At 67.1% G+C, this 8347-nt stretch carries 9 protein-coding genes and 1 pseudogene; 6 read left to right on the forward strand and 4 right to left on the reverse strand.

Features of this window, described 5'->3' with window-relative positions; translation table 11 throughout:
- Both VJ655_RS21155 and VJ655_RS20020 read left to right on the forward strand, forming a co-directional pair.
- Positions 1-71, forward strand: a 71-nt coding sequence (locus VJ655_RS21155) for a hypothetical protein (protein ID WP_414647012.1), incomplete at its 5' end; no start/stop codon positions are given.
- A 199-nt stretch (positions 72-270) separates the two neighbouring features.
- Complete coding sequence (locus tag VJ655_RS20020; protein ID WP_324114191.1) at positions 271-675, forward strand: hypothetical protein; 405 nt, start codon at positions 271-273, stop codon at positions 673-675.
- 20 nt (positions 676-695) lie between these two features.
- Here VJ655_RS20020 and VJ655_RS20025 read toward each other — a convergent pair.
- Positions 696-851, reverse strand: a pseudogene (locus VJ655_RS20025) (hypothetical protein); the annotation flags it as partial.
- 40 nt (positions 852-891) lie between these two features.
- On the opposite strand from VJ655_RS20025, the gene VJ655_RS20030 reads away from it, so the two are divergent.
- On the forward strand, positions 892-1230 hold the full coding sequence (locus VJ655_RS20030; RefSeq protein ID WP_324114193.1) for a hypothetical protein: 339 nt from the start codon (positions 892-894) through the stop codon (positions 1228-1230).
- Positions 1231-1295: 65 nt separating this feature from the next.
- Here the strand turns inward: VJ655_RS20030 and VJ655_RS20035 are convergent, their stop codons facing one another.
- Positions 1296-1550: a hypothetical protein gene (locus tag VJ655_RS20035; protein ID WP_324114195.1), complete on the reverse strand. Its 255-nt coding sequence runs from the start codon at positions 1548-1550 to the stop codon at positions 1296-1298.
- Between the two features lie 210 nt (positions 1551-1760).
- Here VJ655_RS20035 and VJ655_RS20040 point away from each other — a divergent pair, with 210 nt between their 5' ends.
- Positions 1761-2912: a DUF563 domain-containing protein gene (locus VJ655_RS20040; protein WP_324114197.1), complete on the forward strand. Its 1152-nt coding sequence runs from the start codon at positions 1761-1763 to the stop codon at positions 2910-2912.
- On the opposite strand, the gene VJ655_RS20045 is transcribed toward VJ655_RS20040, so the two are convergent.
- Positions 2907-3185 (reverse strand): hypothetical protein, encoded by a 279-nt coding sequence (locus VJ655_RS20045; protein WP_324114199.1) that lies wholly within the window; start codon positions 3183-3185, stop codon positions 2907-2909. The genes VJ655_RS20040 and VJ655_RS20045 overlap by 6 nt on opposite strands.
- 203 nt (positions 3186-3388) lie before the next feature.
- Entirely contained in the window at positions 3389-4954 is a 1566-nt protein-coding gene (locus tag VJ655_RS20050) for a DEAD/DEAH box helicase (protein WP_324114201.1), read from the reverse strand.
- 198 nt (positions 4955-5152) lie between these two features.
- Between VJ655_RS20050 and VJ655_RS20055 the strand changes: the two genes are divergently transcribed.
- Positions 5153-5446 carry a succinate dehydrogenase assembly factor 2 gene (locus VJ655_RS20055; RefSeq protein WP_324114203.1) on the forward strand — a complete coding sequence of 98 codons (294 nt, stop codon included), beginning with the start codon at positions 5153-5155 and terminating at the stop codon, positions 5444-5446.
- A gap of 24 nt (positions 5447-5470) precedes the next feature.
- Positions 5471-8347: transcription-repair coupling factor (mfd, locus tag VJ655_RS20060; RefSeq protein ID WP_324114205.1), on the forward strand; the 2877-nt coding region annotated here is incomplete at its 3' end.

Below are 8347 nucleotides of genomic sequence, written 5' to 3' on the forward strand. Positions count from 1 at the left end.
CTATGCTGGGCCTGCGGCCGCCTTATGGCGAGGCGATCCGCAAGTACCTGGCGGGGCAGATCAAGCGCTAGGTTCGCCCAAGGTTCATTCCTAGCTCCGTCATTCCCGCCTCGAGGGCAAGCCCAGGGGCGGGGACCACCTCTATCGGCCGCGAGGACAGGACGAACGGGCCGCCGGCGGTCGCATTCGACGTCCGAGATCGGCGCCTGAACCAAAGCGCCCTTTCGACCCGTTGCTGACGCGGCCTTCCGTGAAGGCTAGGCTGCCGCCATGACTGATACCGAAACGTCGTTGGAAGAGCGCGCCGTTCGGGCCGGTTACTGGCGAGTGACCTTGCCGGTCTGGCTGATCACTATGGGGTTTGTCTGGCCCCCTATCCTCTATCTAGGTATCGATAAGGCGTTCAACACTACAAGGGGGCAGTGGGCGCTGTGCGGCTTCTTCATCGTCGGCCTTGCTGCAGGATGGGCGTGGTGGTCCTTCGCAGCGCCGCGTTGGCGTCTATGGGCCTATGAACACGTAGGTGACTTGGCGCGACTTGAGCAACTCGCGGTCGCTGACAGACTGGTTTGGCCCGTCTCGCACCCGATGACGCGCACTGAGATCAGGATCGGTGATCTTGGGGTCCGACTGCGCGCCTTCGAGGCCAAGATGTCGAGCGACAAGGTCGCCTAGCGACCCTAGTCGGACCTATGAATCCCTCTTTCATAGGGAGAGGGAGGGGCCCGTCGCGAAGCGATGGGAGGGTGAGGGGTTACGAGGTTTGACGGCGTGCCGGCACTCCGTCTGGCGCATTAACCCCTCACCCCAACCCTCTCCCTATGGGAGAGGGGGCAATGACGGCCTCCCACCCGTTGCGGTACTTGGCAGCGCGAGTTCTATGATCCGCACATGCGATATCTGTTCAGGTTTGGGTTCGAGAGCCCGGATGATTTTGCCGCCAACCGTGCCGGGGGCTGGGACGACGAGTCCAGCGAGGCCGTTTGGATCGATGCTGCATCAGCCGAGGAAGCGCTGTCATGGGGGCGCTCAGTAGCTGAGCGTTTTGTCCAGAAGCTGTTCGAGATCGCCAATGTCGAGGGATACTCGTGGAAGACCAGAGGGTTTGCCACCTGGATCGAAGATGACGCGTCGGTACTTGCGTGGGCCAGGACGTCGCCCGAGGTCTTGGCGACCACTTATGGTCAAATGCCCGATCTCACCGCGCACGCCACACTACGTTCGGGATGAATGAAGCGGCGGCAGCTTCCCACCCTCAAGAGGCAATAGGCGGGGCCGCTTTGCGCCGCTGAGGGTTACCCTAACGCTTTTGCCACTTGCTCTAACATCGCCACTCCCTCCGGCTCGTTAGCGATGAGGCAGGGATCTTCCCACTCGTTTTGAAAGATGAGGTTGGCGCTCGCGAACGTGTAGACCGTTAGGATCGGGCTCGATTTGCCGACTAGAGGCACGCCGTAGAGCTGTTCAAGGGCTGCCTTGACACGCTCAATGTCGGATGGGGCGAACTCCAGCGAACAGCCAGCTTCGAGACGGAGGAGAGAGACGGTCATTGCCGCAGAATTTCCGCTGTCCGAGCGAAGTTCAAGGGCCGCTCACCAGCCCAAACATATCCTCGGCATGTCCGCGCTCGGCGCCGGCGGCCGGCTTTGTCCGTGGCTATCAATCCCCGACCTTTCAGGGCGGGAAATGGCCAGGGCCGAGGAAGCAGTTCACGACTTGGGCGATTTGCGCTCCTCGCTCGGCCATGCTCCAAGCGGCGCATGACCGCGTCGCTTTCCGTGCGCCCCATCGTCGAAGCTCAGGACATGCCGCGCATGTCCCAGGCCGAGCTGCGCGAGCGGCTTGCGATTGGGGCGACGGGCGTGGCCTGGACGCCGGTGCAGGACGCCTCGGACGGCGCGTCCCTCGGGACACTGGGCGGTCCCGAAGCCGCCGCCTGGCCGTTCGACATCGCCGCGCCGCCGCCGGTCAATGTGCCGGCCTTGTGCGCGATCGGCGAAGCCTGGTGGTTCCCGCGCTTCGGGGCGCTGATCGGGACGGACGGCGCGCTCTACAACGCCACGATCGGCGAGGCGCGTCACGGCTCGCGGGACCTTTCCGCCATTCCGGGCCTGGTCGAGAACGCCGCCCGGTTCGCGCCACCGGCTTCAGCGCTGTCCATCGAAGGCGGCGCGGTGTTCCTCCCCTGGGGCGCGACCTTCAACTACGGCCACTTCGTCATCGACGCCCTGCCGTCGCTGTTGGCCATGGAACGGGCGGGACTTCTCGACGACCTGCCGATCCTCGCGCCCAGGCTGACGACCTGGCAGCGCGACCTGATCGCCCTGGCGCTTCCCGGTCGCGCGGTTCGGGAGATCGACGAACCCGTCGTTCGGCTGAAGCGGGCGGCCTTCGCCACCAGCATGGACCACTTCCTGCACCATCCGAACGGCCTGGTGGCGGACGTGGCGGCGCGGGTGCTGGCGCGGGCGCCAGGCGGGCGCGGCGCGCGGCGCGTCTATCTTTCCCGGCGCGGCCAGTCGATGCGGGTGATGGTCGGCGAGGCGGCGTTCGAGAAAGCCCTGGCCGCGCGGGGCTTCACGATCGTGCGACCGGAGACCCTGAGCGCGGCCGAGCAGGTCGCTCTGGTCCGTGACGCCGAGGTGCTGGTCGGCGCCAGCGGCGCGGCCCTGGCCAACGCCGTCTTCCTGCCGCGTGGGGCGCGGGTCGTGGAAATCCAGCCCCTGAACTTCACCAGCCAGTGGGTGAGGGCGGCCTGTCGCCAGGTCGGAGTCGATTGGCGTGGCTACGTCTGCGCCTCGCCCTGCCCAGCGCGCGAGGCGCCGATGCTGGCCAGGTTGCGGCGAGGCTTCAAGTTCGCCTTCAAGCCGCCGCTGGACGACTTGCTGCGCTTCGTCGACGCGGCGCTATAGGATGCCCTTGCGGCCCTGAACCCACGGGTCCAGAGGCTGCTGCTCCTCGCGCTTGACCATGCCGTAGTAGCCGGCCGTCCAGACGATCACGAAGACCGCCAGCCCGCCCCAGAAGCCGCCCGGCGTGGCGAACCCCGTCGTCAGGCCGGCGATGACGGAGGCCAGGCCCAGCATGGCCCAGCGCAACAGCACCGAGAAGGCGTGATAGGTCTTCTCGTGCGCGACCAGGATGGCTTCCCGGTCGAGCTCGAGTTCGGGGTCGATGGCGGCCATGTGCGATCCTCCCATTCCTGTTGGGCTGGACCGGCCGGGCTCCGGCGCGATCGAGCCGAGAACGTGCGCCAGGATAACAGCGTTTTTCCAGCGCGGCCATCGGGCGATCAGATCCGGGCGAGGCCGCCAAGATCTCAAAAGCAAAAGGCGCCGAACGTTTCCGTGCGGCGCCTTGGCGATCTTCGATGACGAGGACCTTGGTCCTATTTCGCGCCGCGTGGCGGGCGGGCGAGGAAGGCTGGAATGTCGTTGCCGAAGCCGACGACGCGACGGTCGTCGTCGTCCTCGCGGCCACGGATCGGCTGGACTCCGCGCACCGGACGCTCGGGACGCTCGCTTCGTTCCGGGCGTTCGGCGCGAACGGGACGTTCGGCGGCTTCGATCGTGGAGGCCGGGGCGGCGGGGCGCGGCTCGCGTTCGCGGCGCGGCTTGCGTTCGCGGACGGGACGGTCCTCGGCGACCGCTTCGGGCGTCTCGACGGCGACGGCCTCGACGGGCGCTTCGACGACGGCTTCTTCGGAGCGACCACGGCTGCGGCTGCTGCCGCGCGCCGGACGTTCGCTGCGTTCGCCGCGATCACGGCCGCCGCGCTTGCGGTCCCGGTCGCCTTCGCGCTTCACCGTGACGGCGTTCGAATAGTCGAGGTCGAGCTTCTCTTCTTCCGGCGTCGAGCCGATCAGCTTGATGACCTTGTCGAAGCCCTTGTCGTCGGCGGGGGTCACCAGCATGTAGGTGATGCCCGAACGCCCGGCGCGGCCGGTGCGGCCGATGCGGTGGACGTAGTCGTCGGCGTGGTGCGGGACGTCGTAGTTGAAGACATGGCTGACGGCCGGGATGTCCAGGCCGCGCGCGGCGACGTCCGAGGCCACCAGGATCTTCAGCGCGCCCGAGCGGAAGTCGGCCAGGGTCTTCATGCGCTGGGACTGGTCGAGGTCGCCATGGATCGGGGCGGCGTCGAAGCCATGCACGCGCAGCGACTTGGCGACGATGTCGACCTCGGTCTTGCGGTTGCAGAAGACGATGCCGGTCTCGATGTTGGCCTTTTCGATCAGGGCCCGCAGCGCCAGGCGCTTGGCCTTGGGATCGGAGGAGGGGACCTTGACCAGCAATTGAGTGATGTTGGCGTTGGTCGTCGCCGGACGCGCCACCTCGATCCGCACTGGATCGCGCAGGAACTGCTTGGTCAGGCGGGTGATTTCCGGCGGCATGGTCGCCGAGAAGAACAGCGTCTGCTTCTTGGGCGGCGTCATCTTGAAGATGCGCTCGATATCCGGAATGAAGCCCATGTCCAGCATGCGGTCGGCTTCGTCGACGACCAGGAACTGGACGCCGGTCATCAGCAGCTTGCCGCGCTCGAAGTGGTCGAGCAGGCGGCCGGGCGTGGCGATCAGCACGTCGACGCCGCGATCAAGCTTCTTTTCCTGGTCGCCGAACGAGACGCCGCCGATCAAGAGCGCCCACGAGAGCTTGGTGCCCTTGGCGTACTTCTCGAAGCTGGAGGCGACCTGATCGGCCAGCTCGCGGGTCGGGGCGATGACCAGGGCGCGGGGCATGCGGGCCTTGGCCCGGCCCGACTGCAGCTTGTCGATCAGTGGAAGGGTGAATGCGGCGGTCTTGCCAGTGCCCGTCTGGGCGATGCCAAGGACGTCCTGGCCCGCGAGGGCGACGGGAATGGCCTGGGCTTGAATGGGGGTCGCAGTGGTATAGCCGGTGTCGGCGACCGCCTGCAGGGTCGTGGGCGAGAGCCCGAGGTCTGTGAATTCAGTCATTACACGCTGGTCTGCTCGGAGCCGCCCGTGCTTGGGCGAGCGGGCGGCGCGGATTCGCCAGACCTGCTCCGAAGCTGCGGATAAATAGGCCGAAAGTGGGCAAAGTCAATCGGCACAAGGCCATGAGAGGTTTTCGCCCCCGCCGGGCCAAGCCGTAAAGCTGGCGCGTGGGCGGTCGCCGCTCTATATCCGCCGCGCATGACCATCGACCACGACTCCCGCCTTCGACGCCTTCGTTTCCGCGCTTGGCATCGCGGCTTTCGGGAAGCGGACCTGATCCTGGGCCCGTTCGCGGACGTCCACGGCCCCAGCCTTACCGTTGAGCAGCTCGATACGCTGGAGAGCCTGCTCGAGCAGTCGGATCGCGAGATCTACGCCTGGATCGTCGGCCAGGAGTCGACGCCGGAAAGGTTCGAGACCGACGTCATGGCGATGATCCGCGCGTTCAGGTTCGAGGCGCACGCGTCGCGTCCCGCCGGCGACGGCGCCTGACACCTTAAATAGATACGAGACCCGATGGCCTACGACGCCAAACAGATCGCCAAGGCCGCCGGCGGCCTGACCCTGGCCGGCGCGCCGGAGGGCTTCGACGCGCTGGTGATGGCCGACATCGCCCGGGCGCGTGGCGGCCTGACCGCCTTCGTCGCCCGCGACACCGCGCGGGCCAACGCCTTCCTGGACGCCCTGAAATTCTTCGCGCCCGAGATCGAGGCGGTGCTGTTCCCATCGTGGGATTGCCTGCCTTACGACCGGATCGGTCCGTCTTCGGGCGTCTCGGCCACGCGGATGTCGACCCTGTCGCGTCTGGCTCGGGGCCTGGGCGAGACCAAGCCCGCCATCCTGGTGATCGCCGCGCCGGCCCTGTTGCAGCGCGTGCCGACCAAGGACGTGCTGCTGCGCGCCTCCTATTCGGCCAAGGTCGGCAACACGGTCGAGATCAAGGACCTGGAGCAGTATTTCGCGGTCAATGGCTACACCCGCGCCTCGACCGTGTCCGAGCGCGGCGAGTTCGCGATCCGCGGCGGCGTCATCGACGTCTACCCGCCCGCGGCCGAGGAGCCGGTGCGCCTCGATTTGTTCGGGGACACTCTGGAGAGCATCCGCGCCTTCGATCCCGAGACCCAGCGCTCGACCAAGCAGTTGAAGGAAATCGACCTGCTGCCGGTCAGCGAGGCCCTGCTGGACGCTGACGGGATCTCGCGTTTCCGCAAGGGTTATGTGGCGCAGTTCGGCGCGCCGGGCGACGATCCGCTCTATGCGACGGTCAGCGAAGGCGGCCGCCGCGCGGGCCTCGAACACTGGCTGCCGCTGTTCTACGAGCGGATGGCGACGTTGTTCGACTATCTGCCGGCCGGCGCCCTGATCGGCGTCGACCACCAGGCCGCCGAGGCGCGCGACGAACGGCTGTCGATGATCCACGACGCCTACGAGGCCCGCGCCAGCGCCGACCGCAAGTCGGCCTACCGCCCGCTGGCGCCCGACGCCCTCTACCTGACGACAGAAGAATGGGACCGCGAGATCGCCGACCGCACGCACCGCCTGTTCACGCCGTTCCAACCGCAAGGCCTGGATGTCGTCGACATGGGCGCCAAGCTCGGCCGCGTGTTCGCCGCCGAGCGGGCCCAGGATAGCGTCAACCTGTTCGAGGCCACTGCAGCCCACGCCCGCGATCTCGCGGGCAAAGGAAAACGCGTGCTGTTCGCTTCGTGGTCCGAGGGTTCGTCCGAGCGCCTGGGGACCATGCTGGCCGATCACGGCCTGAAGAAGATCCCGTTCGCCGGCTACTGGCAGGCGGCCAAGGCCAACGATCCAAAGACGCCGCAGCGCGTCGTGCTGCCGCTGGATCATGGCTTCGAGACCGAGAACCTGGCGGTCATCTCCGAGACCGACATCCTGGGCGACCGCCTGGCGCGTCCGCGCAAGAAGCGTCGCGCCGCCAACTTCCTGGCCGAGGCCAGCGCCCTGACGCCTGGTGATCTTGTCGTCCACATCGACCACGGCATCGGCCGCTATGAGGGCCTGAAGACCCTGGATGTCCAGGGCGCGCCGCACGACTGTCTGGACCTGCTGTATGGCGGCGAAGCCAAGCTGTACCTGCCGGTCGAGAACATCGACCTCCTGACGCGCTACGGCGCGGCCGACGCCGAGAACGTCCAGCTGGACAAGCTGGGCGGCGCGGCCTGGCAGGGGCGCAAGGCCAAGGCCAAGGAACGGCTGCGGATCATGGCCGAGGGCCTGATCCAGATCGCCGCCGCCCGCCAGCTGAAGCACGTCGAGGAGACCGATCCGCCGCACGGCGTGTTCGACGAGTTCTGCGCCCGCTTCCCCTACGAGGAGACGGACGACCAGCTCAGCGCCATCCACGACGTCCTGGAGGATCTGGCGTCCGGCAAGCCGATGGATCGCCTGATCTGCGGCGACGTCGGCTTCGGCAAGACGGAAGTGGCCCTGCGCGCGGCCTTCGTGGTGGCGATGAGCGGCAAGCAGGTCGCCGTGGTCTGCCCGACCACCCTGCTGGCCCGCCAGCACTACAAGACGTTCAAGGATCGCTTCCAGGGCTGGCCGGTCAAGGTCACCCGCCTGTCGCGCCTGGTCACCGGCAAGGAAGCCGCCGAGACCCGCGAGGGCCTGGCCACCGGCCAGTTCGAGATCGTGGTCGGCACCCACGCCATCCTGTCCAAGCAGGTGTCGTTCAAGGATCTGGGCCTCGTCATCGTCGACGAGGAGCAGCACTTCGGGGTCAAGCACAAGGAGAAGCTGAAAGAGCTTCGCGCCGACGTCCACATGCTGACGCTGACGGCGACGCCGATCCCGCGCACCCTGCAGATGGCGCTGTCGGGCATCCGCGAGATGTCGATCATCGCCACCCCGCCGGTCGATCGCCTGGCGGTGCGCACCTACATCAGCCCGTTCGACCCGGTGACCCTGCGCGAGGCTCTGCTGCGCGAGAAGTACCGCGGCGGCCAGTCCTATTACGTCGTGCCGCGCATCAAGGACCTGGAGGACATCGAGAAGTTCCTCCGCACCCAGGTTCCAGAAGTGAAGTACGTCGTCGGCCACGGCCAGATGGCGGCGACACAGCTGGAAGACGTGATGACGGCCTTCTACGAAGGCCAGTACGACGTGCTTCTGGCGACGACGATCGTCGAAAGCGGCCTCGACATTCCGTCGGCCAACACCCTGATCGTCCACCGCGCCGACATGTTCGGCCTGGCCCAGCTCTATCAGATCCGGGGCCGGGTTGGCCGCTCCAAGGCCCGCGCCTACGCCTATCTGACAACGCCGGTCGAGAAGTCGCTGACCCTGTCGGCCGAGAAGCGCCTTCAGGTGCTGCAGTCGCTGGACAGCCTGGGCGCCGGCTTCCAGCTGGCCAGCCACGACCTGGACCAGCGC

The sequence above is a fragment of the Caulobacter sp. genome (genome assembly GCF_035254145.1).
Lineage (GTDB): Bacteria > Pseudomonadota > Alphaproteobacteria > Caulobacterales > Caulobacteraceae > Caulobacter.

What these genes read in the sequence shown, in the direction of transcription:
- VJ655_RS20020 (WP_324114191.1), top strand. Translation starts at nt 271, where the DNA reads ATGACTGATACCGAAACGTCGTTGGAAGAGCGCGCCGTTCGGGCCGGT.
- VJ655_RS20030 (WP_324114193.1), top strand. Translation starts at nt 892, where the DNA reads ATGCGATATCTGTTCAGGTTTGGGTTCGAGAGCCCGGATGATTTTGCC.
- VJ655_RS20035 (WP_324114195.1), bottom strand. Translation starts at nt 1,550, where the DNA reads ATGACCGTCTCTCTCCTCCGTCTCGAAGCTGGCTGTTCGCTGGAGTTC.
- VJ655_RS20040 (WP_324114197.1), top strand. Translation starts at nt 1,761, where the DNA reads ATGACCGCGTCGCTTTCCGTGCGCCCCATCGTCGAAGCTCAGGACATG.
- VJ655_RS20045 (WP_324114199.1), bottom strand. Translation starts at nt 3,185, where the DNA reads ATGGCCGCCATCGACCCCGAACTCGAGCTCGACCGGGAAGCCATCCTG.
- VJ655_RS20050 (WP_324114201.1), bottom strand. Translation starts at nt 4,954, where the DNA reads ATGACTGAATTCACAGACCTCGGGCTCTCGCCCACGACCCTGCAGGCG.
- VJ655_RS20055 (WP_324114203.1), top strand. Translation starts at nt 5,153, where the DNA reads ATGACCATCGACCACGACTCCCGCCTTCGACGCCTTCGTTTCCGCGCT.